Raw genomic sequence first — 25,455 nt, forward strand, 5'->3', positions numbered from 1 at the left:
GGAGTTTTATCAAAGTATATCTATCTATATTTAATTTTAAGCCATAGAATTATCATGTTAAAAACTAATGTAGTAGCATTAGCAAAGATAACAGGTAATTGTTGCAGAATAATTCCATAGATTAGCCATAAGAAAATACCAGTATTAAAGAATATCAGCATAATAAAAGATACATCTTTAGCTGATTTACTTTGCCATGTTTTAATCATCTGTGGCAAAAATGAAAAAGTAGTTAATAAAGCGGCAGCGAAACCTAGAACTGTCACAAAATCCATGTAATATAACTCGCTAAAATAATGCTTTATTTTAGGCAAATTTGCCCTTATTCTCAACCATAGTACCTTAGTAGACCACAAATTTAAAATTATTGCAGGCGAATCGCCTCATATAACCTGGGGAATAAGGCAAGACAAACCCCCGCTAAAGTGGTAGCGCGTCTAGCATTTGTAGCATTTGTAGGGTGGGCATTGCCCACCAAAAACTCTGTACAATGGAAACTCTCAAAACGCTGTGAATAAATCTAGTAAACTATGTAGATAGACGGTATAGCCATGCCACCCAAATTCTTGACAATTACCTTGATACTGTCATGAGATGAGATTTAGCCCAAGAATAGCGTTTTGCGTCTTTCCGTAGTAAATATTCTGCGGCTTCGTGCCGTTTTATCTCATCTCTTGTACTGCGTAATACTCGTTTTATTTCATCATCTATATCCTCAGTTTTAGCGCCACGTTGTATGGCTTGTTCAAACCAATAATCACCTTCAGCATAACTACCACGATCATAAAAAATCGCTCCCATTAAAGTATAGGGTTGATAACTATCAGGGTGATACTCTATAGCTTTTCTGGCACAATTTTCAGCCTCATCCAATTTGATCATATCTCTAAACGCACCACCCCTAGTAACTAAAATTGCTGATTTTAGTTTACTTTCCTTGATTTTTCCTAAATTCAAATCAGTCACCTTTAAAGACTTTTCTGGCTCATCTGCTTTGCGCCAATAACTACTAGCTGTGGGAATATGCCATTTATTTCCGGTGCGTTGTAATTCTTTTTCATAAAACTCTGCTTCAAGTTTATGATGTGCAAGGGCTATTTTTCCATCATAAGATAACATCTTCTCTTGTATCAGAGGAATAACTAATATAGGATCTAATCTTTCTCCTTTCTCTAACTTTAGCATAATTGTATAAAATGGCTCAATTGGCAGCAATGGATCTACTAATCCGTATTTCCTTTTTAGTACTCTAAAGTGTTGTTGTTGAGCCAAATTAATGATATCCTCATGTCCGTGATTCTTCAGCCAGATAATTTCTGAATCATTAAGTAACTCTCCCAAATTTATCTTGAATTTTAGAGCAGAGATATATCTTTCATCTGCAATTTGTATAGTCTCAGTCAGCTTGCGTTTTTTCAGGAAGTTGATATCCTGATCAGATAGATAGTTCCCTCCCTCAATTATTTTTAAGACTTTATACAGATGACTTTTAAGCGATGAATCGACATATTGATTTGCTTTATATTTAAGTTTCAAGATAGCAAATTCTTGTGCTTGTTCCAAATCTCTAACAATGGCAATTGTCTCGGTAAGTTCTTGCTTCTCTAGCCATTTAAATTCTGTTTCAATTAATTTTTCATGATTGTCAAGCTTTTGTAATATTGAGTATAATGGACTAGATATCGATATGTCTGGGTATTGATTGGCATGATATTTAATTTTTAGTTGAATAAAATTTGCCTGTTTTTCTATTTCTTGTTGTTCAAAAACCTTTATTGTTTCAAATAACTCTCTTTTCTTTAGCCACTCCAATTCTGGATAGTTCAGTCTTTCTCGATCATCCAGTTTCTTGAGAATCTTATATAGTGGGCTATTAGGTGATAAACCTTGGTATTTAGTGGCTTGATACTTTGTCTTCAAAGCAAAAAAAGCCTTTTCTAATTGCATTTTATGGACAAGTGCTATCGTTGCATTAAGCTGATTATTTTTTAGCCATTCAATCTCTGAATTAGTCAGTGATTTTTCTGAATTAAGTTTCCAAAGGATAGGGAAAAGAGTATTAGAAGAATCTTTAAAGTCTGTCCTTATTTTAGGTATTTGATATTGAGATTTGAGGGAGTCAAACTCATTTCGCAAGGTTCTTAATTCTACTGATTTATACTCCTGCTGTTTAAAAATAATCTCAGCAGTTTCAAAAAGTTCTTGACATCTTAACCAATTAAACTCTAGTTCAGTTACTTCAAGTCCTAAGTCAAATTTTCTTAAAATGAGATAAAGTAAACTGGACGGTGATAAATCTTGAAAACTAGTTACTTTATATTTAGACTTTAGTACAGCAAAGTGTTCTAAGCGATTTTGAAACTCTTTATCCATGTTGCTAGTCAATGGTAGCTTACTCAGTAAAATGTGTTTTTCGCTACCATAAACTTACCCAGAAAAAAGGGCGAGTCAAACACCCACCCAGTAAAAAAGTACTATTGAAAATTGCCAAGGAATTTTTATAGCACCTTACACTGTCCATGATGGCGTAACAAATGATCGCACAGTACCAACGCCACCATTGCTTCTACCATCGGGACTGCACGGGGTAGAACACAGGGATCATGTCTACCTTTGGCGGCTAATAGGGTTTCTTCGCCTTCACGAGTAACTGTTTTTTGCTCTTTTCTAATCGTGGCTGTGGGTTTAAATGCAACTCGCAAAATGATATTCTCTCCGTTGGCAATACCGCCTTGAATCCCACCGGAACGGTTAGTTACTGTGCGAATCTCACCGTTTTCATCAATATAATATTCGTCGTTATGCTCAAATCCTGTTAGCAGAGTCCCGGCAAAACCTGAACCGATTTCAAAACCTTTGCTAGCAGGTAAAGACATCACAGCTTTGGCGATATCTGCTTCCAACTTATCGAATACAGGTTCACCCAAGCCTTTAGGAACATTCCGCGCTACGCATTCCACTACACCGCCGATAGAATCACCTTGTCTACCTGTTTGTTCGATTAATTCAATCATGCGGTCTGCCAATTCGCCATCAGGACAGCGAACGATATTGCTTTCCACTTGGTCTAGGGTGACGGTATTGGGATCTACAACACCTTCCAAGTCTTTGATACGTTTGACGTAGCCTATAACTTCTACATTAGCAACTTGCCGGAGAATTTTTTTAGCGATCGCACCTGCGGCTACTCTACCAATTGTCTCCCGCGCTGAGGATCTACCGCCACCTTGCCAATTACGAATCCCATATTTAGCATCATAAGTTGCATCAGCATGGGAAGGACGATACTTTTGCGCCATCTCATCATAATCTTGGGGACGAGTATCTTTATTTCGCACCAAAATTGATATTGGCGTTCCCAGAGTTTTGCCTTCATATACCCCAGACAAAATCTCACAGGTGTCTGCTTCCTTACGAGGCGTTGTAATCTTACTCTGTCCGGGTCGTCTGCGGTCTAACTCCAGTTGAATTTCCTCAGGAGAAATTTCGAGTAGCGGAGGACAGCCGTCAATCACAACCCCCACGCCTCCACCGTGTGACTCGCCAAAAGTAGTGATCCGAAACAGATGTCCAAAAGTATTGCCCATGATCTTGAGGAAAAAGGAAGCGGCTTATGTATTGTACCTAGAGTTTCCGTAAAAATTAATCTTTGTGCTTGTACTTTTTTTCGTAATATTGAGCAAAGAAGTTTCTTGACATTTATGTTATCTATATATTTTGGTGATGGGAAACACGAAGGAAGCATGGTCATCAGGAGTAAAATTAAGAAGTAACTATTCCCAGTCCCCAATCCCCAGTCCCCAATCCCCAGTCCCCAATCCCCAGTCCCTATTTTCAAACCATAAGCATCTGCTGTATATCTGTTAATAATAGAAAAGTAAGTTTTTTCAGGAATTGCGATGATTACTCCGCAGCAGGTTGAGGAAATGATCAAGGCGGAACTGCCAGACGCGCAGGTTCAGGTGCAAGACTTGACCGGTGGCGGCGACCATTATCAGGTGACAGTAGTCTCATCGCAGTTTGCAGGTAAGAGACTTGTGCAACAGCATCAGTTAGTTTATGGTGCATTGCGGCAAGCTATGTCAACTGAAGCCATCCACGCCTTAGCATTGAAAACATACACTCCCGAAACTAGTAAATAGTCCACAGTCAATAGTTCATAGTCAACATTAAGAAATCAATGACTAATGGCTAATAACTAATGACTAATGACTAATAACTAATCACAAAACTAGGACATACAAAAGCCATGACACAGGAAACCAGCGAAAAAATTAATAATTTAATAACACAAAATAAAATTATGGTTTTCATGAAGGGAACCAAATTGATGCCTCAGTGTGGCTTCTCTAACAATGTTGTGCAGATTCTCAATACTTTGGGTGTTCCTTTTGAGACTATCAACGTTTTAGAAGACCAAGAAATTCGCCAGGGTATTAAAGAATATTCCAACTGGCCGACAATTCCCCAAGTTTATATCAATGGGGAGTTTATTGGTGGTTCCGATATTCTGATTGAACTTTACCAAAAAGGTGAGTTACAGCAATTAGTGGAAGTTGCTTTAGCTTCTTAGTATTGTGGGAAAAAGGGATTCAAAACCCTAATCATGCTCAAATGTAGTGGGAGTTCAATAAATTTGAAATAACCCCTCTCCATACCTCTCCCCGACGCGGGGAGAGGCTTAAAACCTTTGATTATTTGGTACTTAGTGATAGATTTTGAGCAGCCTTCTCTGCGGGACAACACACCCTACCCACTGAATAGTTCTATTTACGTACTTGGCTAACTAGGTGAGTGAGTTCCGGTAATATCAGTTTTTCCATACCTAAGCGCACGGCGTTGCTGGAACCGGGAAGAGAGAAGATTAATTGATTTTTATATACGCCTGCAACTGCACGAGAGGCGATCGCTCGTGAACCAATTTCCTGATAACTCAAATATCTAAATATTTCCCCAAATCCGGGTAGGGTTTTCTCTAATAGTTTTTCAATAGCATCATAAGTAGTATCTCTCGGTGCAATACCTGTACCACCATTAAAAATTACCGCATCTAAATTAGAATTCTGACTCAATAATGCTAACTGTAATTGGATTTGCGCTGGTTCATCGGGAATAATTACGTAATCATCTACAGTATAATTTGCATCAATTAATAGCTGCTGGATGAGATGACCGCTTTTATCTGTCTCTGGGGTACGTGTATCGCTTACAGTAACAACTGCACAATTTACCGTTATTCCTGGTGCATCTGGATGAGGTTTTTTCATCATGTATAGGGGGATAAGTCAATAGCCAATAGTCCGTAGTCCAAAACTCTCTTGACTGTTGACTGTTGACCGTTGACGCTTAAGATTTACTGAATCCCAAATCGTTTTCTTGGGCGTAACGTTCCATAAATCTGATGAAACGCTCCCATTCTTGGGCTGATTTCATCACATAAACAGCCTCTAATCCCTCAGGTCTACCATTGATAAATTTACCCTTAACCTCACGGGTGATGATTTCTCCTTCTTCGTCAATTAAATACATCCCGGTAATATCTTCAGTAGTGCCTTGGTCTAAAATTTTAGGGTTTGTAAAAATAAATGTTGCTGTACCAGTGTCACCTGTGCGCGATCGCGTCAAACGTACTTCTGGAATTACTTCTTCATCGAGTCCTCTAGAAAACTGGATTTTTGCCATGATGTAAGTATTTAAAGTTTTATGATGCCAATTTAATATTCTCTCATCATTTAGAACTCAAAAGACTTGGGATTGGGGAAGGTGGGGCCCCCTCTGGGGATAAGGGGTAATGGGGATTGGGTGAAAAACCCCTACACCCCTAAACCCTTACACCCCTAAACCCCTAACTTGTGACGGCTAATGCACCAGCGATCGCACTAGCGACCAGAGAGGAGAAAGCTGCACCGAATAGCCACCAAGCAGCGCTAGCGACGGTTTTTCTGGTTTCTTCTACTTGTTTTCTAGCTTGCTGTCTCACAGCTTTGATACGCTTTTGGGCTTCTTGTTGGATGCGTCCGGCGCGATGTAGGACGCTATCCCGTGCGGCTTCGATTTGGTCGATGATGCGGTTAACATCTTCCTTGGCGATATCTTCACGGGAACTGAGAACCGCAACTAGGGTATCACGGTCAAATTGACTGAGGCGATCGCCTAAGGCCTCTAATCCGGCTTGTGGGTCATCAAATAATTTAGCGAAGTCTTGACGGATGCTTTCATAGTTGAGTTCTGGACGATCCAGGGAGTTGAGATAGTTGCGAATCCTGTCAAAAACTTGGTCAATTGCTGACTGTAACTTATGCTGAATCTGCTGCACTTGCTCGGTAATGCTGCTGCGGACTGACTCAATTTGATCGGCGATGCGGTTGGCTTCTTCCTCTGAGATGTCTTCCCGTTGGGATAGTAAAGCCACAATTGTTCCACGGTCAAACTGAGAAACGCGATCGCCTAAACTACCAATTCCCAAGCGTGGATCTCGCAAGAGTAATTGTAAATCGCGTTTGATTCCTTCTGGGTTTAGTTCTTCTTTGTTGGTTTGACGCAGATAATCTTCTAGACCGGCTTCAAACTCTACAACCCTTTGAGTAGTGCGTTTAGCAAAACGGCGGGGCGCTCTGATAATATCCCCAATAGCGTCTTGTAGTTGATCAATCGTCCGATTAACTTGGTCTTCGCTCAAGTTTTGCTGTTGGCTGAGGATTTTGACTAAGGTTTCTCGGTCAATTTGAGATAACCGATGTCTCAACGCCACCGCACCTTCTTTGGGGTCGCTGAGTACAGTCGCCAAATCTTGCCTGATACCTTCAGGGTTGAGTTCTTCTAGGTTAGTATTGCGGAGATAGTTGGCGATCGCTGTGGTAGTTTTTTCATACTGTGCTTTTGCTTGGTCTACCACGGCTTGGGGTGCTTGTAAAACGCTATCTCTGACGGCTTCTACCTGATCAATAATTTGATTAATTTGCTCCTCGCTTAAGTCTTGACGCTGATTGAGCAACTGTACTAAAGTATCACGGTCAAATTGAGATAAGCGCGACTGTAACAGGTTAATTCCCACTTGGGGGTCTTCTAATAACACTCGCAAATCCCGCTTAATTGCGTCAGGATTCAACTCTTCTTTGTTGGTGTGACGCAGATATTCTTCTACCCTTTGCCATAGTTCATTGGCTTTGGTGGTCGCCTGTTCTTGGGTTTCTCTGGCTTGATTGAGAAAATTATCGCGGATGCTTTCGAGTTGACTAACAATATTATTAGCCTCTTCTTCGCTGAAGTCTTGACGTTGCAACAATACTTGTACAAAGGCTTCTCGGTCAAAACCTTGCAAGCGAGTACTGATATCTGCAAACTCCTGCGTTGCTTCCGTTAACAAATTACCAAAATCTCGGTCAATTGTCTCAGGATTCAGTTCTTGCTTACCAGTAGCACGGAGGTAATTTTCGATGCGGTTGCGAATTTCGTAACCTTTTTCGATTTTCTCCGATTGCTGGACTGTTTCTAAAACTTGCTGACGAATACTCTCCATTTCTTGAGCAATTTCTTTCACCTTAGCTTCCGTCAGGTCGCCTCGTTGTGTCAGCCAGTTAGTAAAATCATCTGGGTTTAATTGTTCAATTTGCTGGCGGACATCTGTAGGATCTGCCTCTGGGTCGTAGATGACATCTTGAAATTCATTTCTAATGGTGATGCGGTTAAAATGCCAAGGAAAAGAATTGCGGATGTAGTCTTCTACGTCTGTTTTGATAGTGTTATCACTTGGGGGTGAGAATCTGTGACTAATTTGCTCAGTAGTTTTCTCTCGAATCTGTTGCAATTGTTTGGTGATTCTCTCGACATCAATATCTTGAACTTTGTCTCGTAACTGTTGCAGTTGATTGGTAATTCTGTCTACATCGATATCAGAAATATCTACCCGATCTAGTACTGCTGGTACGGCGGCGCTGATGCCAAATTTCACCGCTTGCTGCATCATTCCATTTCTACCATTACCGTTTTTCCTAGATGTAACTAGTTGTTGTAAACGTTCACCCAAATCTTCCGCCTTTAACTCTTCTGGTGTAGCAGATTGCAGTAAATTAATTACTTGTTCGGTGGGATTTTTGCGGTTAGAAACTTGCTGCCAAGCTGCTTGTAGTTGGTCTGCAATTTGGTTGATATTAGCTGGAGATAAATTGGTGCGATCGCTAATTAAATCGATAAATGTTTGGCGATTCACATTTTGTAGTAAATCACCATCACCAAGGGATTGCCAATCTACATCACCCAATATTTTGTCAAACTGACTGCGAATTTCGTTTAAATTTAGTTGTGGGACTTGTAGTGCTGATAAAGAACTTTGCAGGGTATTTCTAATAGTATCCTGGTCAAAACCTGAGGTTAATTCGCGCCGGACTGCGGCTGTGATATCTTCTGCTGTGGATACCATTTGGTTTTTAGTGGTTGCTGCACCAATAGCACTAGTAGCCGTGCCTGTTAGAGCTTGTAACCCGGAGCTAACTGTGCTGATAATTGAACCTAGAAAAGAACCCACAGCAGAAGAACCCAACCAAATTATTAAAAAGAAATAGGTAGACCAAATGACTACACCACTAATTACCCCTAATGTTGTATTTTCGATCAAGGTCAATTTTACTGCTAAGAAAGTAGCAGCAAATAAAGCAATACTTGCTGTGACTATTGCCCAACCACCAACTTTTGCTTCTACTTCTCGAACTTGCTTACCAAGACTTTCTGATTCGTCATCATCATCACTATAGGGATTTTTGCCGTAAGTAGAGATACCAACGGCGACAGAAAGATTAGTTAGTAGTAAATGGAAGGCGATCGCCATCAAAGTACCAGCTAATAAAGCCACTAGGATTTTTGTCCCAGAAAAACTTATAGGGACTGTGCTAGGAGCTATTACTTCCGGCAATTTATTTGTGCCTGCTATTCCCAAGGAGAACCAGGAATAAATTAAAAAACTATCCAAATTGTAGAACATAGGATTCTTATACCTTACGTCCGATAGATGAAAGACCCATTACTTTATAAAGGGCTTATCTCTTAGCTTAGTTATTGTTTGTAATGCTCTACACTTTCTCAGGTAATAACCACATTCATCAAAAGTTATATCTTTTGTTGAGCTATTTAAATATAGCAATTATTAATTAAGGGAAGTACATACCTAATGTTTTTAAACTCGGAGATGTGCGGAGATTGGACAATTTTATTAGTATTGTATTCAGTACTTTAGCCGATTAGGAAATGCCCTAATAAAAATAATTATTTTTAAAAATTATTTAGGGATTTACAAGCATAATATATAAGGATTATATGAAAATAGCTTAAATAATATTTTTGTCTACGACATGGCGAGTTTTACAAACCATTTATTCTTTATTTATGTATTATTTTGACTTTACAAAAAATATCTATATCTAATGGCAGACCTATAAATTCATCCAACAGATTGATGAAAAGAAGTTAGAACCAAGAGATAAATAGGAAGTAATGAAATCAATTATTTTCTAAAAAATTAATTACCTAATTTTGTCTTTTGTTGTTTGGAGAATTTAAACAATGGTAGTAGGTGTACATAGACGCGCTGTAGGCGTATTCTCTCATCGTCGAGATGCTGAACAAGCCCTCCACGAATTGAAACAATCTGGTTTTGCGATGGATAGAATTTCCATCATTGCTCAGGATGCAGACCGGAATGAAGAAATTGCTGGTAGCCCTGTGCGAGAGAAAGTAGGTGATAAGTCTGACGAGGGTGCTAAAACAGGGGCTATTACTGGCGGTGCTTTAGGCGGATTGGGTGGTTTATTAGTTGGTCTTGGCACTCTAGCAATTCCAGGAATTGGGCCGATCATGTTAGCAGGTGCAACGGCAACAACCTTGGCTACAACCCTTGCTGGTGCTGGAATTGGTGCCGTGGCTGGTGGTCTATTGGGTGGATTGATTGGTTTAGGAATTCCAGAAGAACGAGCTAGAGGTTATGAAGACCGTGTACGCCGTGGTCACTATTTAGTCATAGTAGACGGAACTGATGCAGAAATCGCCCAAGCAGAAGCAATCCTGCGCCGTCGTGGCATAGAAGACTACGATATTTATGATGCTCCTGGAACCGCAGCAGCAGCCACTGGTGTTACTCATCGAGATGTGGCTCCCACAACAACCAGACAAAGAAGCAGAAGAGCAATTGGCGTATTTCCTCACCGTCGAGATGCCGAAGCAGCATTAACAGAATTGCGGGATGCAGGCTTCTCCATGAATCAAGTTTCCCTCATCGCTAAAGATAACAGTGGTAACAAAACCACAGGTGCAGGTGCGAACCTTGATCAAGGCAATAAAGCCGACGAAGGAGCCAAGGCTGGAGCCGCTACAGGCGGAGGTTTAGGCGCTTTAGGCGGCCTATTAGTAGGATTGGGTGCTTTGGCAATTCCCGGCGTTGGGCCAGTAATTGCGGGTGGTGCAGCCGCTACCGCGATCGCCACAACTTTAGCAGGTGGCGCTCTCGGTGCAGCCGCAGGTGGAATTGTTGGCGGACTCGTGGGCTTGGGAATCCCGGAAGACAAAGCGCGAGTTTATAGCGATCGCTTCCAAAGAGGTGACTACCTCATCATTGTTGATGGTACAGAAAGCGAAATTCAACACGCTGAGGCTATCCTCAAACGTCGCGGTATTCAAGAATACTCTGTTTTTGATGCCACTGATTTACATGATACACACCGCCGAGATGTTGATAGCACAATCACAGGCGATCGCGTTTCCTCTACTGTAGGCGATCGTGTTTCCTCTAACGTAGGTCACGACACAGAACCAAGCGTAGTGATTGTTGATCACCGCGAAGAAAGAATCTAATCCCATTGATTAACTGAGGGACGTGATGTAACGCGTCTCTCAAGAAACTAAACAAAATCTATCCTCACTAAATTATTGATACCTGGAAATAAAGAAATGAAAAAGCTAACTCCTCTTCTAATTAGTTCTTTACTAGTGTTTGGTGCTGCGGCTTGTCAAGATGGTGCAAGAACCAGTCAATCTGCACCCGATACTACAGCAGAAAATGTACAAGCACCTTCTGCGGAAGCAACCCAAGCTGCTCAACAAGACGCTCAGAGCGAGGTTCGTAGAGATCAACTCAATGCCGATATCCGCGCCCGCGAACAACGCAACAATATTACTGGCGGCGATGCACAAAGAGCTGAAGGTGATTTAGCTAGCGAAGTTCGTTCCAAATTAGAGGCGAATATACCTAATGGTGCATTAACAGTCCAAGCAGAAGATAATGGTACTGTCACTGTTGGCGGAACTGTCAACAACCAAGACCAGTTGTCTAAAATTGAACCTTTAGCCAAAGAAATTAAAGGTGTCACCAACGTAGTTGTCAAAGCAGTTGTTGCTCCCCCAAACAGTTAAGGGACTTCCAGCTAAAAAATATCTAATTACTTTGGTAGCAGGGGAAGCCGGAGGTGCAGAGGGAGAAAGAGTCTTCTCATCGTCTTTGCCATTAACAGTAGATAATTTGTTTTTGTATCAGTAGTTAGTTGTACTAACTACTGAGAATTTTCGTTGACAACTGGCGACGGGAATGTTTATGTTTATTTACGTCTAGTGAACTAAAAAAGCTGTTGTAATTACCAACATATAAAAACTATGGAAACCGAACAAAAGCAACCGGAATCCTTAAATACCGAAGTATCTCAGGGAACAATAGCACTGTCTAGTGCAGGACAAAGCAACCTACCTCAATTACCACCAGCTACAGCAACTACTCCTGAGTGGCAGCAAATTACTAATCAAGTAACGGATTTTTTGGCAGAACTTCCCGAATATTTAGGCAGTTTCTATCAACAATACAGCCGCTCTATTCTCACCGTTTTGCTTATCTTAGCGGCACTTGTCACCTTAAAAGTGGTACTAGCTTTATTAGGTGCAATCAATGGTATCCCCTTGCTAGCCCCCTTCTTTGAGTTGATTGGCCTTAGTTACTCAACATGGTTTACTTTCCGTTATCTCATCAAGTCCTCGACTCGCCAAGAATTAACCGCCGAAATTAGGACACTGAAATCTCAAGTTTTTGGGGAATAAGTTTTACCCAAATAGCTATCAGAAATCATCTGTAACCGAATAGAAACCCGATTTATTAAATTAAGTCGGGTATTTGGTATTTTTAGGAATTGTATATATCTAAAGAAAGAGGATTTTTTTGAACAATTTATTAAATCACTTCTAAAGATAGTCGATTTGTGATCTTTAAAAAGCATAATCTAGTTCTCGAAGTTTTAACAGATTTTTTAACGAGGACAGATTTTATGACTAATGAACCAGTTAAAAGAGCAACCGATTCATCCGAACGAGCAGAGGCCGATATGTACGATAGAGGCATCGTACCTGCTGAAACCGCCGCACGCAAAGAAAGAGAAGGGGAATTATATAAAACACTTCCTACAGAAGAAAGGGAAGCCGACGCGCCCACAGATGACCAAACAGATGCCCAAAGTATTCGCACCACAGATGGTTACACAGTAGATAAAGAGGGTTTATTAAACAACTACGCGGTTGAACCAGAAATGTACTATGAAGTACCAGGTGATGCTAGGAAAGAAGCGGAAGAGGATACAGCATCACGGGTTCAAGAGTTGGCAGAAGTTAACGAAGATAAGGAAGGTGAGTTAACAGAAAAAGGTGATAGCCGTGGTAGAGGCCCAGGATTAATTTAGTCTTTTAAATTTGGATTAAAACTATCATAAAAAACCCGGTTTCTTGGACAAGCCGGGTTTTTTAGGACTTACGCACAAAGGTTATTACAAGGTGTAAGGGTTCAAGGGTATAGAGTAGAATGTCACTAAGAAAAGGTGAAACTCTTGCTGTGTAGGGGTTAGGAGAAGAACAGTATTGATGAGATATCTTCACTTAATTATTAGTTGTTTCCCCTACACCCTTACACCCTTACACCCCAAAAGCCTTATACCTTAAAGATTTGCGCTTATCTTAGTGCCATTCGGTATAGAGTACTGGCACGCGCAGCGCCATAAAAAAAGGCAGGAAGCCCTACCTTTAAACCCAAAAAAAGCATTTTGTAACCAAATACAAGAATAAATATTACACACAGTTGTGGCAGTTATATTACAAAACTACGACGAAGTGATGAACAATTTTAGCTAATTACGGCAGGAGTGGGACTCAAGAGTTTACCATCTTCCATCTGGACAATTCGATCAGCAATATTTAAAATACGGTGATCATGAGTAACCATAAGGATTGTACTGCCTTTTTCGTGAGCGAGTTTTTGCATTAAGTTAACTACATCTCGTCCCGATTGACTGTCTAGGGATGCTGTCGGTTCATCTGCTAACACAAGTTGTGGATGGCTGACTAAAGCACGGGCGATCGCTACCCTTTGTTTTTGTCCCCCAGACAGTTGATCAGGGTAGTAATGCAGATGGTTTCCTAATCCCACCTGTTCCAAAATTTGGATTGCACAAATTTCTAATTCTGCTGATTCAATGTATTGGTGTAGTTCTAACCCCATTTTGACATTTTGCAGTGCGGTTAAACTACCATGCAGGTTATGCCCTTGAAAAATATAACCGTTACGCCGTCGTGCCTGCACCAATCTTTCTGCACTAGCACCATACAATTCTTGTCCCAGCACTCGTAAACTACCTGACTGGGGTGATCTCAATCCCCCCACTAAGTTAAGTAAGGTAGTTTTACCGGAACCAGAAGGCCCAGTCAAAATGACGATTTCACCAGCATTAATTTCTAAGTTGATATTAAATAAAACTTGCTTACGCAGTGAACCATTACCAAAGTAGTGGTCAAGATTCCGAACGGAAATGACTTTCAGCATAAATTGGGTACTGGGGATTGGGTACTAATACCAATTCAAAATTCAAAATAGCCTACGGCAAGGCTGCGCCAACAAAATTCAAAATTAGGAAAGTCAAACAGCATAAGGGTATATCCGTATGTATCTGTCGCATTCTGTTTTCAAATTGTTACAAGGATTGGGCTTCTGCCACTTACTTACTACTCAGCACTCAACGTAGGTTAAACGCACTGCTACCACCACCAGAATTTAAAACATTTCGGCTGGATCGGCGGCTTGAAGTTTACGGGTGGCGATCGCTCCTGAAATTGCACACATAATGATTGTGAGGATTAATACTTGCAATGCCCGGATGACTGTCATGTACATGGGTAAGTTTGTGGCAGTGCGAGTGAGGTGGTAAAGTCCCAAGGAGACTGATAAGCCGGGAAGAAAGCCCAGTAATGCTAAAATTACGGCTTCTTCAAAGATCACACCTAGTAGATAATAATGGCGATAGCCGATGGCTTTGAAGGTGGCGTACTCTCGCAAGTGAGTATTAACATCAGTAGACAAGACTTGATACACAATAATCACACCAACTACAAAGCCCATTGACACCCCGATGCTGAAAATAAATCCTATGGGGGAGTTAGTGCGCCAAAAGTTATTTTCAAATTCGATAAATTCGTCGTGTGTCAGCACTTTCACATCTTGCGAGAGACGAGATTTTAAGGCTGCTGCTACCTGTTGGCGATTCGCCTTAGATTCCAACTGAATCAAACCCACACTGACGCTAGAAGCTGGCTGTCGCGGAAACAAGCGCAAGAAGTTTTGATCACTGGTAATCAAAGTACCGTCAGCGCTGAAAGAAGCCCCTAGTTTAAATAAACCAGTAATAGTCACTGTACGCCGTTCTAGTTCGGTTTTAACTGTTTGTCCTTGTTCTAGTTGGGCGATGGTTTGTTGGTAATCACCTCTAGACGCACGGTCAAATATAACGGTATCCGGTAACTTAATTTCTGATAGTTTTTGATTAACTTCAGGAAAGTCCACAGCTGGTCTATCGGGATTAATCCCAATGACCAAAATTTCCGTATCACGGCGTGTCTGAGGATTTTTCCACAGCATATTACTCACATACATCGCCTCTGCTGACTTCACTCCTGGGACATCCATTGCTTGGTAAAGTCGCCGACGTGAAAACGTAGAAATGCGTTGTAAGTTCCGCGTTTGAGAACCGATGACGATAATATCAGCCTGCAAACTGCGATGTAATGTAGTGTTACTGTCATACAGCGCAGCTTGAAACCCAAGCTGCATAAACATTAGCAAGTCAGCAAAAGCAATACCTGACAATGCTACTAAAAGCCGACTTCTTTCATGGCTCAGTTGCAGCCATCCTAAAGGAGTTCGTCGCCGCAATTGTTGAAACATAAGAAATTAGGAATGAGTAGTGAGTGCTGAGTAGTGAGTCTTAATTCTTAATTCTTAATTGTGAATTTTGAATTGATATCACAGTTCAATAACTGCTTTAACCTGCATATTTGTTAAATCAGCAGCTTTTTGGCTAGAAGTAGGATCTAAACGAATGTGGACTTCTACTACTCGGTTATCAATATTGCTTGCAGGGTCGGTGTTGACTACATTTTGCCGCCGTATCTGTAAGCCTTTGCGTTCGACGGTTCCCTGCATTTCTACAGGTAAATAATCACCGATAATTCTTACTTTTTGCCCTGGTTTGACTCTGCTGATATCGCTTTCGTAGACTTCGGCGACTACGTACATTTGGTTTGTTTGTCCAATATCAACAATGCCATCAGTAGAGACTAATTCCCCTGGATGGGTGTGAATCTCAAACACTTGAGCATCTTGAGGTGATGACCCTCTCAACTCTTTCGGCCATCGCACGTAGGCTTGTTGTAAATGCACTTTTGCTTGGTTCATGGCGGCTATGGCGCGATTAACTTCGGCTTTAGCAGCTTCTACATCTACGCCACGAACTTCGGTGATTTGTGCTAATGTGGCTTTGGCTTGTTGCAGTTGTTGTTGGCTGGTGGTTTGGATGCGCTGCAAGTCGGCTTGGGCTTCTTGGAGGGTTTTTTGGGCAGTTTCTAAGTTTAAGCGCTGGCGATCGCCCTCGGAAGCGGAAACAGCGCCTTGTTGATATAGGGTTTGATAGCGTTGGTTTTCGGCTGTGGCGTTTCTGACTTCGGCTTGTAATCGCGCTACAGTAGCTAGTTGAGCCGCAATATTACCTCTACCTTCCGCCTCTAACTTGGCAATTGTGGCCATTTGAGCCGCAATTTCTCCTCCTTTCGCTCCAGCTTGGGTACGGTTGAGGTTGGCTTGGGCTACTTTTACTTGTTCTTGGGCTTCTTTTAAAGCAGCTTTTAAGCGATCGCGGCTATCTAAAATCGCAATTAATTGTCCCGGTTTTACCCTATCCCCCTCTTTAACTAACAGTTGTTCTACCCGACTACCTTCACTAGATGTAGTCGCCGAGAGTTTAATTACTTTCCCCTTTGGTTCAATTCGTCCTAAAGCTGTAACCGTTTTTAGCTCTGGTAACAATGCCCCCGGTGCTTGTACCTTTTGATTAGATGCTTCCCGAAAATTTAACCCTATATAAAAACTGATTCCTATGGCAACAAACGATGCAAAACAAGCTAAAAAAATCGCTGGACGTAAAATCGATTGAGGAGAAATTGAACGGTCGAGCTTTGAATTCTGCACAATCCCATACCTTTGTAGCAATTTCAACTTCGCTAACTCAAATCGAATTTTATTAAGTTTGTCAGTTGTCAGTTGTCAGTTGTCAGTTGTCATTGGTCAATAGTCCATAGTTATTTTCTTCTATACCCCTACACCCTGTCTTTCTTCAATTTCATAACTGGTACATCTACTCCATATCTGAACTGAGATATACAAAACTAAACTGTGTAGTTATATAATATGATTATACTAAACCGACTAGTTTAGTCAATAGTTATTTATTGCTTTGGGCTATAAACTATTGACTGTAGGCTATGGACTCTATTGATAACGTTTCAGGATTATTGAAAAATGGCACGCCCAAAAATTGGGGAAACAGATCGTTCAAATTCTACCGATAAAGTTGAGAAGATTCTGCAAGGTGCGATGCAGGAATTTTTAGCCAACGGCTATGCTGCCACTAGTATGGATAAAGTAGCGGAAGCGGCTGGGGTTTCCAAAGCAACAGTATATAGTCACTTTCAAGATAAAGAAGGTTTATTTAAAGCATTAATAGAGAAACTGGCCAAAAAACGCTTCCAGACAATTTTGGGAACTCAAGCCTTGCAAGGGGACCCTTATATAGTGCTGAGAAGGTTAGCGAAAACAGCCTTACATCAGATGATAGACGATCCAGAATATCAGTCATTTGAGCGCTTGTTGATTGGTGAGTCAGCACGTTTTCCAGGGTTGGCGCAGATTTTTATCGGTAGCATTGCCAAGCCAGCCATCGAAACCATTAGTAAATATATAGCTTCTCGTCCTGAACTCAACATCCCCGATCCAGAAGCTACAGCCAGAATTTTGATTGGTTCATTAGTGCATTTTGTGATGACACAAGAGATTATGCACGGTAAAGATATTATGCCAATGGAGAGCGATCGCCTAATTGATGCCCTAACACACCTAATTATTAACTGTGCTGAGTAAAAAATTAGGGGGGTAAGGGAAGTTCACGACCACAATTCCACTCGGCTTTAAACCTTATCTTTTGGTGAAAAAGAGCTTTTTAGTAAAAGCGTACTACACTATACTGATATCAAAAGCTGAAATACAACAGCCAATATGCTTTATAGACATGGCGACGTTTTGCTTAGGCGTATTGATAGTATTCCCAATGCTGCCCAAAAACGAGTAGGTACAACTCTGGCTCATGGTGAAGTCACAGGTCACAGTCATCGCATACAGGAATCTCATGGTGTGCAGTTATGGGTACATGGTAGCGAGATGTTTCTAGAAGTTAAACAAGCCAGTGCTACCTTAATTCATGAAGAACATCGACCGATTGAATTACCCCAAGGGCTGTACCGCGTTTGGCGACAACGGGAATACCGTCCTGATGCTTACGTGGAGGTAGAGGATTAATGCTGAACATGATGTCAGGGGGGCGTGTCCCGAAGAAGCGATCGCAACAACACCCCAAGGAAAATCATCAGCCTGTATCGCCTCAAATGGCGCGAAAACTCATCCTTGAACACCGTGCATGGGAGGGGATACGCGTTTTAGGACATCTGGATTTAAGCGGTGCGACAGAGCTTTGCAATTTACCAGAAAATCTTACCTGTGAAAGTCTAGATATTAGTGGCTGTGTGAACTTAGTCAATCTCCCCCCAGGTCTTCATGTCACCCGTTGGATTGAGTTGGCTGGAAGTGGAATTACAAGTTTAGGGGTGGGACATGGTTTCGTGTTGCGCTGGCGAGGTGTAGAGGTCAGCGATTACATAGCCTTTGAATCTCAGTCCATCACCGGGCAAGATATCCTTAAAATCGAGAACGTTGAGCTGCGACGAGTATTGATTGAGCGTCTGGGATACGAAACATTTTTGCAGCAAGTGGGGGGATTAGTACGCGATCGCGACAAAGATGCTGGCGGGGAACGCCAACTAGTGTACATCCCCTTTGAAGATGATGAAGCTCTCATGGTCTTAAAGGTCACTTGTCCCTCAACAGGACACATTCACATCCTGCGCGTCCCTCCCCAGATGCAGAGTTGCCATCAAGCAGCAGCCTGGGTGGCTGGTTTTAGTAACCCAGACGACTATCACCCCCTGATAGAGGCTTAAGGGACTTACTCGTTTTGGTGAGTAGGAGAAGCAGGGGAAGCGGGGGAAGAACTGACCGCAAGATTTTCGCCCAATCCCCAATCCCCAGATATATTACAGATCTACGGACAACGTGGATGAACGCCGCCTTGAGTGCAAATATAAGCTAGTTGCTTGCCATCTAGATTTTTAGCTTGAGAAAAATCTACCCCTTTAACTACCGCAGATACTGAACCTAGTTCTGGTGTTTGTACGAATTGGTCTGCTGGGTCTTGTCTGCTGGGGGTGAGAATTGTGTCTTTAAAATCAGCACCGGCGACATTAGCTCCCCGCAAATCGACCAGACTTAAATCAGCATTTCGCAAGTTAGCATTTTCCAGTTGAGCGGAGCGTAAAATTGCGCCTGTCATGCGAGTGGCGCTGAGGTCAGCATTGCTGAGATTTGCCCGTTCTAAATCAGCGCCGGAGAGGTCAGAACTTTGCCAATCGGTTTTAGTTAAGTTGGCAAACGATAATTGAGCGCCTATAGCGATGACTCGACTAAGACGCGCGCCGTAGAGATTGGCTTCTTGTAATTTAGCATCACCTAAATCAGCCCCTGTCAAGCTGGCATTTTCTAAAACTGTACCCCGCAAATCAGCTCCTACTAATTGGGCGCTGCTGAGGTTAGCACCAATTAAGCGTGCATTGGATAAATTGGCTCTATTGAGGGTGGCGCGGCTTAAATCGCTACGAGTCATGAGGACGCGGCTGAGGTTAGCATCAGTGAAATTGGCTTGTTTCATCTGGGCTTGACTTAAATCAGCGATCGCATCATCATAGGTGTCCCAGCGTCCATCGTCACCAACGCTCCGAAAACGGCTACCCTTAAAACTAGCTTGGTTAAGATTGGCAGATTTGAACTTAATGCCTGATAAATCAATGTTGTCTAAAATCAAGTTAAAAAAGGAACCACCCACAGTCCCACTTTGGCCTAGTTGAGTCCGGCTGAGATCAAGCCCTAAGGTTTTACCACTATAAACATTGAGAATTTTATTAATTGTCTGCTGGTTAATTTGTAAGCGTTTTTGTCGAGCCTCCCGTTCTGGAGATGCGCTACCAACAGAGTCTAATTCTGTCGCCAAAAACTGATTTTTGTTTTGTAATTCGGGGATGGCGGCGGTGCCTACACTTGTAAGTGCCTGTTGGATGGTATCTATGAGGATGGGGTTAGTTTCCTTCACCATCATGTCCGTCAAAAACTGGATAGATTGGAAATCTTTCAGACTACCCAAAGCCAAAATTGTCCTTTGACGGTCTTCGATACTGGCTCCAGACTCAGGACTTAATTGTTTCACAAATTCCAAGAATTGCTGACTGTTAATTTTCTGCGATTCCCGATTCCCTTGCTGAGTTTGGATATAAACTTGAGTCCCAATTAAAGTAGCCAGTACAGCCGTCATACTGGTAAGGGCAACACCAAATAAGGTGAGACTGGGGTTTTGCTGCATCCGTCGCCACAAGGAAATCAAGCTACTGTTGTCTGTGGTGATGACTTCTCCTTGGGGGTAGCTCATAGCCATTGCAGTTGTGGCTAAGGTGGCATTTCCTTCCTCCGGTTGAGGACTGACACCAGATAAACCTCGTCCATTTAGGGCTACATCTGGGGATGGTACAGGGCGATTGGCATCGACTACATAAGTACCCGCCAACCAATCATGTAAGGCTTTCCGTCCCCGACGTGCGGGTAAGGCCAAAGCTTCGCCTATGACCATCAACACTGCCAATGATGTAAACAAGCCCAAGTTGGGAAAGGCAAAACTGTAGCGCCAGAGAATGTAAGCAACGGACATGGGTACAGTCCAACGACCAATACCTTCGCGGACGACAACGGTGGCTAAACCTGGGGGAGTGCCTTCTTCGTTGAGTACCTTCACACCAAACCAACGCTTGGGCAGAGTACTACCTGTTTTTGCTAGTAAGTATAATTGCCACCAGGAAAGAGCTGTGGGTGCTAACAAAGCTAACATCCATAAGTAGTTAGTCGGCCAAGCTACATTCCGTATACCATAGTCTGCCGGTAATGCCAAAGGTCTAGCGATCGCTCTTTCTGTAACTACTAGTGCTGGGTTGAGGGGTTCTCGATTAATATCACTTCTAGAATTGATATATACCCCTAGACCAAAAGGAACCAAACCAGTGGTAGCTAATAAGGTAATTTCTGTTGCCCAAGCGGCCAAGCGTCTTGTGGCTAGGGGTAGAGAATTTGGTTTTACTAAATTTTTGCTTGGTGCATTATTACTTTTTTTAACAATTGGAGTCGTCATTTTTAGATAATTCCCTTTAAGTTTATTCTTTGCCGCATTCCGGCATCGTTAACATAAGACTATTGCTTATTTTGAGAATTGCCAGATACAAAAAATTTGTATCCAAGATACACTAACCCAGCTAACAGCGCCAAAGATATTGCCGATACAACGACTTTTAACACCATCTGGGCGATCGCTATGCCTAATACTACCGACACACCCACAACTATTAGCTTTTTTGCCCCAGATAAGCCATTAAACCAGAGTTGTAATTTCCGAAAACTAGCGTTCTGATTTAGCCAATTCAACGGCGAATTTTTTTCTGGTGCTGGAGACTGGGCATTCATATCCGCCTCTAGTTGTTGGAGACGACGCTCTAAATCATCTTCTGGTTGAGGACTCATGAATCTTTTTTACCTCAGTTAAGATATTTAACAAACGGAATTTGGGATGAGAGAAATGTAAGAAGCCAGGAGCAGAAAGCAGGGTAACAGGTAGCAGAAGGGAGAACTTACTGGAAGATTTTCCCTTTGCCCCAATTCCTAATTCTTCCCAATCTCCAGTCCCCATTCCCTCTTTTCAATACAGCTATCCTATTAATTAGACACTTTATCTAATCTTTAACATTTAGCCATATAGTCATTAAATTAGTAGATAAAATTTTATACAATCCATTTTGGAACATAGACGTAATAGCAACGTCTTTTAACTCAGACTATTTATTATATATATCGCTCTAAAAATAGTCGGGAGCATTAATTCATATGAAGAAGTTTAGCCTATTTAAAGTTGTTCCCGCAGCTTTAGCGATGATTTTAGCATCAAGTCAAGCTAATTTAGCACAAGTACCATCAATTCAGATCGATAGGAAATTGCCTTCAGAGCCATTGGTCTTGAGTGGTCAGTCTGGTGGAACAGTCAAAAGCAATTGTGGCAATGTTGCGGCTACAGCCAATCAAATTCTCCAAGTTACAGAAGCACTACCTTATCTACGATTGACCGTTGAAGGTCAAGGCAAACCCACATTATGGATTGATGGGCCTGGTGGACGTTTCTGTGTTATGGCAGATACTTACTCAGGCAGTAAAGCTGAACTATCAGGTTATTGGCAGCCAGGAAGGTACTCGCTAAAAGTAGGGAATCTATTACCAGGACAGCATAATTACAACCTCTCAATTTCGCAAGAAAAGCTGCCAAACAGCAGCAAAAGTATCCAGTCTCGGTAAATTGGGGATTGGGAAAAGGCAGGGAAGCAAAAAACTCTGAACAATAGAGCTTACCCATGAAAACGAAACATCAAGGGTTTGGACAAAGATTAGTGCTTGCTTTTAAAACTAGACAGACAAGCTTCTAGGTGTGGACAGTCTTCGCACTGAATTTCTTTACCAGGGTTAGCACATCCACAAGGAGGATTAACAAAACAATCATTTGGATTTGTGGGGAATAAATGCTTTTTGCATAGAAATTGTAAGGCGGCTTCATGTAGGCAAAAAATACAATCTTGCAACATTATCATCTCCTCATAAGGTGGAATTATGATGCTACTGACCACCTAATCCAAGCTGAAACTTTGTCTTCCACTACAAACACTCGTTTTTGCGAATTAGCGGTTTCCGCCACCAGCACTTTCAGTGTCACCGTATCTATATTGTTAATTAGGTAGTTTCCGTAACCAACAACTTTTCCCCAATGCCCAGTTTGTTGGTTAAGTACATAATCTCCTGTGGAGAACATAACAGTATTACAACTTTTAAAAATAGATTCAACATTCTATATTGATTCTGGATGAACAATTTAGTAAAAGCCTCATACTTGTAGATTGTTCTAATTGAAACCCCAGAAATATATTCCAGTTATTTATTCTCTTCCCTTGGATATAATCAGGACTTATGCACCCAGGTTATCTGTTGAGATTGGGTGTAAGGGTGTAAGTGTCCGAACCCTTGATTGTTCGTTCTCATGGGTAAGTCTTAGCCTCTGTGCAACTTTTTTCTCGTCTTTACGTCTCACACTAACAATACCTACTTACCTACCGTAGATATTGCTACGTCATACTATTTGCTACGCCCTATAACTATAGGACTAGTATTTGATTTATGAAATATAAGTAGGGTGGGCATTGTCCACCGTATCATGGTTGTGGTGGGCAATGCTCACTCTAATACTAGTTAGCCTGAAATTTTCATAAAAACCCCATTATAATGGCTGGGAAACTTGCATTCATAGCTGATTAAATGGCGGATAACAGGAGCAAATGCTGTTAATCACTAATTATTGGTGAAATTAGCAAAAATACTCAATTTATTTTCAGTAAAATCACCCTTATTTAAACTAAGCTGTTGAGTTTATGCTATCGTTTCAAATATTACTTGCTAGTCTCCGTTTTCCTATCTTATCTTGCATTAATTTATAGCTGAATGTATTGCTGTGATTAATTTATAGGTAATTGGCTTTCTAAAGCACAGCATTTAATCTTTCAGTGGTGTACAATATATGATCCTTGCGAAGTATTGACTTTTTGGAGATTGTAATTATTCATATTGCATATTTTCACAAAAAGTTATAAATTATTAATTTGTAGGGGAAAATGAGTCTTTAAAACTAAATCCTAATTCATTAAGGATATGAGGAGCCACTAAGACTTCATCTAAACCTTAAATAGCCCCAGGGATATGTTTTTATTTGGTAAAGCATAGTTCCAGAAACAATAATGGAACGACAGATAATCTAAAAATATATCTTTATAGTACGGTTTTTAGTAATTACTCGATAAGTTGAGGTAATTAATTGCAGTTATAGCTGTAACTTATCACAAACATCAGTGATTGCTAGTAAATTAATTGTGCATTCAGAATTCTAAAAATCAACGGCTTTTAAAATTTATAGTCGGCTGTTATCTCAATTAATGTAGGCTATTTAAACAATTATCTTTGCTATTTATGCGAAGGTAATACTACCAAAGCGCATCTACCAAAAATTCACACCCCCAATGGAGTTAATCTGGCGATGCAGAAGCTAAACGGACTGCTAACAAATGACATCATAGAAGAATCAGCATGGGAAGCTCTAGAAAAATCGATTTTATATTATAAAGGTCGTCCAGTAGGGACGGTTGCAGCCTTTGATGCTTCTGTAGAAGCATTAAATTATGACCAATGTTTTGTGAGGGATTTTGTTTCATCAGCCCTAATTTTCTTGATTAAGGGTAAAACAGATATTGTCCGCAACTTTCTAGAAGAAACATTAAAATTACAGCCTAAAGATAGACAGTTAGATGCTTATAAGCCAGGGCGGGGATTAATTCCAGCTAGCTTTAAAGTAGTCTCAGATAATGGTGAAGAATATTTAGAGGCAGATTTTGGTGAACACGCGATCGCACGCGTTACACCAGTTGATTCTTGTTTATGGTGGATTCTTTTATTGCGTGCCTATGTAGTAGCCAGCAAAGATTTTTCTTTAGCATATCAGCCAGAATTCCAAACAGGTATTCGGCTAATTATGGAAATATGCTTGGCAAATCGTTTTGATATGTATCCAACATTATTGGTTCCTGATGGTGCCTGCATGATTGACCGCCGTTTAGGTATTTATGGTCATCCTTTGGAACTACAAGTTTTATTTTATGCGGCGTTACGTGCAGCCCGTGAAATGTTAATTTGCCAAGGAAATCAAGATGTTGTGGAAGCAATTGATAACCGCCTACCGCTTTTGTGCGCCCACATCCGCCAACATTATTGGATAGATATTAATCGCTTAAATGCAATTTATCGCTTCAAGAGTGAAGAATACGGTAAAGCAGCCGTCAACTTATTTAACATTTATGTAGACTCAATTCCCTATTACGAATTAGATAAATGGTTGCCTAAAAAAGGTGGTTATTTAGCTGGTAATGTTGGCCCTTCCCAGTTGGATACTCGCTTTTTTGCCCTGGGTAATTTGATGGCGATTATTTCTGACTTAGCCACAGAGGAACAGTCACAAGCCATTATGACTCTCATCGAAGATAGATGGGAAGATTTGGTAGGAGATATGCCAATGAAAATTTGCTACCCAGCTTTAGAAAATGAAGAATATAGAATTGTCACAGGGTGCGACCCAAAAAATATACCTTGGTCGTATCATAATGCAGGAAGTTGGCCAGTTTTGATGTGGATGCTAGCAGCAGCATCTGTAAAAGCTGGTAAACCTTATATAGCAGGTAAAGCTATTGAAATTGCTCAAGCACGCCTTTTAGAAGATGAGTGGCCAGAGTATTACGACGGCAAGAAAGGAAGACTCATTGGTAAACAAGCCAGAAAATATCAAACCTGGACAATAGCTGGCTTTTTATTAGCGGCGGAATTGATGAAAAATCCTTCCCTTTTGTCATTAATTAGTTTTGATAAACTACCATCAGAATTGGTTTCCAGAGCGTGTGAATTTGAAATTGGCAGTGTAGATGCTTCTATATCTCGATAAATTTTTATTTACACTTATATGCTCTAAAATTTTATTGCGTAACCCCTTGTAATTGCCAGGGGTTTTTTATTTTTCATCTCCCAGAATGTTGGGATAGGGCAAATTCTATACTCGAAAATTT

The 25,455-nt window shown here is 41.2% G+C and carries 23 protein-coding genes; 11 read left to right on the forward strand and 12 right to left on the reverse strand.

Going from position 1 to position 25,455, the window contains the following annotated elements:
* Positions 1-20: 20 nt before the first annotated feature.
* The 3 genes from ACN222_RS03935 to aroC all read right to left on the reverse strand — a co-directional run bounded on the left by ACN222_RS03935 (position 21) and on the right by aroC (position 3,587).
* Positions 21-275 (reverse strand): SemiSWEET family sugar transporter, encoded by a 255-nt coding sequence (locus ACN222_RS03935; RefSeq protein ID WP_010994969.1) that lies wholly within the window; start codon positions 273-275, stop codon positions 21-23.
* 298 nt (positions 276-573) lie between these two features.
* Entirely contained in the window at positions 574-2,373 is a 1,800-nt protein-coding gene (locus ACN222_RS03940) for a hypothetical protein (RefSeq protein WP_010994970.1), read from the reverse strand.
* 125 nt (positions 2,374-2,498) lie between these two features.
* On the reverse strand, positions 2,499-3,587 hold the full coding sequence (gene aroC / locus ACN222_RS03945; RefSeq protein ID WP_010994971.1) for a chorismate synthase: 1,089 nt from the start codon (positions 3,585-3,587) through the stop codon (positions 2,499-2,501).
* A gap of 312 nt (positions 3,588-3,899) precedes the next feature.
* Between aroC and ACN222_RS03950 the strand changes: the two genes are divergently transcribed.
* Positions 3,900-4,142: a BolA family protein gene (locus ACN222_RS03950; protein ID WP_010994972.1), complete on the forward strand. Its 243-nt coding sequence runs from the start codon at positions 3,900-3,902 to the stop codon at positions 4,140-4,142.
* A 107-nt stretch (positions 4,143-4,249) separates the two neighbouring features.
* Positions 4,250-4,573, forward strand: coding sequence for a Grx4 family monothiol glutaredoxin (grxD, locus tag ACN222_RS03955; RefSeq protein WP_010994973.1), 324 nt, complete (start codon positions 4,250-4,252; stop codon positions 4,571-4,573).
* A 193-nt stretch (positions 4,574-4,766) separates the two neighbouring features.
* Here grxD and ACN222_RS03960 read toward each other — a convergent pair whose 3' ends face one another.
* The 3 genes from ACN222_RS03960 to ACN222_RS03970 form a co-directional block, all read right to left on the reverse strand.
* Complete coding sequence (locus ACN222_RS03960; protein WP_010994974.1) at positions 4,767-5,270, reverse strand: MogA/MoaB family molybdenum cofactor biosynthesis protein; 504 nt, start codon at positions 5,268-5,270, stop codon at positions 4,767-4,769.
* Between the two features lie 76 nt (positions 5,271-5,346).
* Positions 5,347-5,682, reverse strand: a complete 336-nt coding sequence (gene psb28 / locus ACN222_RS03965) for a photosystem II reaction center protein Psb28 (protein ID WP_010994975.1) — start codon at positions 5,680-5,682, stop codon at positions 5,347-5,349.
* A gap of 163 nt (positions 5,683-5,845) precedes the next feature.
* Positions 5,846-8,977 carry a hypothetical protein gene (locus ACN222_RS03970; protein ID WP_010994976.1) on the reverse strand — a complete coding sequence of 1,044 codons (3,132 nt, stop codon included), beginning with the start codon at positions 8,975-8,977 and terminating at the stop codon, positions 5,846-5,848.
* A 578-nt stretch (positions 8,978-9,555) separates the two neighbouring features.
* On the opposite strand from ACN222_RS03970, the gene ACN222_RS03975 reads away from it, so the two are divergent.
* The 4 genes from ACN222_RS03975 to ACN222_RS03990 all read left to right on the forward strand — a co-directional run bounded on the left by ACN222_RS03975 (position 9,556) and on the right by ACN222_RS03990 (position 12,701).
* Positions 9,556-10,839, forward strand: a complete 1,284-nt coding sequence (locus ACN222_RS03975; protein ID WP_010994977.1) for a general stress protein — start codon at positions 9,556-9,558, stop codon at positions 10,837-10,839.
* Positions 10,840-10,935: 96 nt separating this feature from the next.
* Positions 10,936-11,397 (forward strand): BON domain-containing protein, encoded by a 462-nt coding sequence (locus tag ACN222_RS03980; RefSeq protein ID WP_010994978.1) that lies wholly within the window; start codon positions 10,936-10,938, stop codon positions 11,395-11,397.
* Between the two features lie 237 nt (positions 11,398-11,634).
* A complete protein-coding gene (locus ACN222_RS03985) occupies positions 11,635-12,069 on the forward strand; it encodes a CAAD domain-containing protein (protein WP_010994979.1) in 435 nt (144 codons plus the stop codon).
* Positions 12,070-12,293: 224 nt separating this feature from the next.
* Positions 12,294-12,701: a hypothetical protein gene (locus ACN222_RS03990; protein WP_044520727.1), complete on the forward strand. Its 408-nt coding sequence runs from the start codon at positions 12,294-12,296 to the stop codon at positions 12,699-12,701.
* Between the two features lie 437 nt (positions 12,702-13,138).
* Here ACN222_RS03990 and ACN222_RS03995 read toward each other — a convergent pair whose 3' ends face one another.
* The 3 genes from ACN222_RS03995 to ACN222_RS04005 all read right to left on the reverse strand — a co-directional run bounded on the left by ACN222_RS03995 (position 13,139) and on the right by ACN222_RS04005 (position 16,528).
* Positions 13,139-13,834: a DevA family ABC transporter ATP-binding protein gene (locus ACN222_RS03995; protein ID WP_010994981.1), complete on the reverse strand. Its 696-nt coding sequence runs from the start codon at positions 13,832-13,834 to the stop codon at positions 13,139-13,141.
* 228 nt (positions 13,835-14,062) lie between these two features.
* Positions 14,063-15,229: an ABC transporter permease DevC gene (gene devC, locus ACN222_RS04000; protein WP_010994982.1), complete on the reverse strand. Its 1,167-nt coding sequence runs from the start codon at positions 15,227-15,229 to the stop codon at positions 14,063-14,065.
* 78 nt (positions 15,230-15,307) lie between these two features.
* The gene (locus tag ACN222_RS04005; protein WP_010994983.1) at positions 15,308-16,528 is read right to left on the reverse strand and encodes an ABC exporter membrane fusion protein; all 1,221 of its coding nucleotides are present in this window, start codon (positions 16,526-16,528) and stop codon (positions 15,308-15,310) included.
* Between the two features lie 330 nt (positions 16,529-16,858).
* On the opposite strand from ACN222_RS04005, the gene ACN222_RS04010 reads away from it, so the two are divergent.
* The 3 genes from ACN222_RS04010 to ACN222_RS04020 all read left to right on the forward strand — a co-directional run bounded on the left by ACN222_RS04010 (position 16,859) and on the right by ACN222_RS04020 (position 18,609).
* Positions 16,859-17,476: a TetR/AcrR family transcriptional regulator gene (locus tag ACN222_RS04010; protein WP_010994984.1), complete on the forward strand. Its 618-nt coding sequence runs from the start codon at positions 16,859-16,861 to the stop codon at positions 17,474-17,476.
* A gap of 135 nt (positions 17,477-17,611) precedes the next feature.
* Entirely contained in the window at positions 17,612-17,911 is a 300-nt protein-coding gene (locus tag ACN222_RS04015; RefSeq protein WP_010994985.1) for a hypothetical protein, read from the forward strand.
* On the forward strand, positions 17,911-18,609 hold the full coding sequence (locus ACN222_RS04020; protein WP_010994986.1) for a DUF6745 domain-containing protein: 699 nt from the start codon (positions 17,911-17,913) through the stop codon (positions 18,607-18,609). Before ACN222_RS04015 ends, ACN222_RS04020 begins: the two co-directional genes overlap by 1 nt.
* Positions 18,610-18,710: 101 nt before the next feature.
* Here ACN222_RS04020 and hglK read toward each other — a convergent pair whose 3' ends face one another.
* On the reverse strand, positions 18,711-20,894 hold the full coding sequence (gene hglK / locus ACN222_RS04025) for a heterocyst-specific glycolipids-directing protein HglK (protein WP_010994987.1): 2,184 nt from the start codon (positions 20,892-20,894) through the stop codon (positions 18,711-18,713).
* Positions 20,895-20,953: 59 nt separating this feature from the next.
* Entirely contained in the window at positions 20,954-21,280 is a 327-nt protein-coding gene (locus ACN222_RS04030; protein ID WP_096637238.1) for a hypothetical protein, read from the reverse strand.
* A gap of 360 nt (positions 21,281-21,640) precedes the next feature.
* On the opposite strand from ACN222_RS04030, the gene ACN222_RS04035 reads away from it, so the two are divergent.
* The gene (locus ACN222_RS04035; protein ID WP_010994990.1) at positions 21,641-22,102 is read left to right on the forward strand and encodes a hypothetical protein; all 462 of its coding nucleotides are present in this window, start codon (positions 21,641-21,643) and stop codon (positions 22,100-22,102) included.
* Between the two features lie 307 nt (positions 22,103-22,409).
* On the opposite strand, the gene ACN222_RS04040 is transcribed toward ACN222_RS04035, so the two are convergent.
* Entirely contained in the window at positions 22,410-22,610 is a 201-nt protein-coding gene (locus ACN222_RS04040; protein ID WP_010994992.1) for a hypothetical protein, read from the reverse strand.
* Between the two features lie 1,272 nt (positions 22,611-23,882).
* Here ACN222_RS04040 and ACN222_RS04045 point away from each other — a divergent pair.
* Entirely contained in the window at positions 23,883-25,334 is a 1,452-nt protein-coding gene (locus tag ACN222_RS04045; protein ID WP_010994993.1) for a glycoside hydrolase 100 family protein, read from the forward strand.
* The last annotated feature ends 121 nt before the right edge of the window (positions 25,335-25,455 follow it).

This window comes from Anabaena sp. FACHB-595 (genome assembly GCF_048568275.1).
Lineage (GTDB): Bacteria > Cyanobacteriota > Cyanobacteriia > Cyanobacteriales > Nostocaceae > Trichormus.